Genomic DNA, 402 nt, shown 5'->3' on the forward strand with positions numbered 1-402 from the left:
CGTCAGAAGCAAGCTGACGCCGGTTTTTTATTGCGTGGCTTTCGCGATCCCAGGGTCTGCGCTGCGTCGCTTCGCTCCTAGTGATGAAGAGGCTGACGCTTGGCACAGGACGCGTAGGACCAATTCCAACCATCCTCGGATATTCCTTCGACGAGGCCTTGCAGTCCAAAATCTTCGGGATCCGGTTCCATCATTTCAGCTATAAAGCGGGAAACGTCGGCCCCGGAGGATCTGCGGCCCATGCCCGAGGAGAATGACAACCGCTCGCCTGTTGCGCTTGAACAGCGCGGCGTAAGCCCCGACCAGCGCATGTTCTCGCCTTCAGCTGCGCGAAATTTGGCACCGATCCTCGCGGTCCTAAAGCGTGTTCTTCCGACACATGGCGTGGTGCTGGAGATTGGT

Annotated in this window: 1 pseudogene; it reads left to right on the top strand. The window is 58.2% G+C overall.

Features of this window, described 5'->3' with window-relative positions:
* Nucleotides 1-240: 240 nt before the first annotated feature.
* A pseudogene (locus EOA29_RS43680) lies at nt 241-402 on the top strand (DUF938 domain-containing protein); the annotation flags it as partial.

The organism is Mesorhizobium sp. M1E.F.Ca.ET.063.01.1.1, assembly GCF_003998155.1.
Classification (GTDB): Bacteria; Pseudomonadota; Alphaproteobacteria; order Rhizobiales; family Rhizobiaceae; genus Mesorhizobium.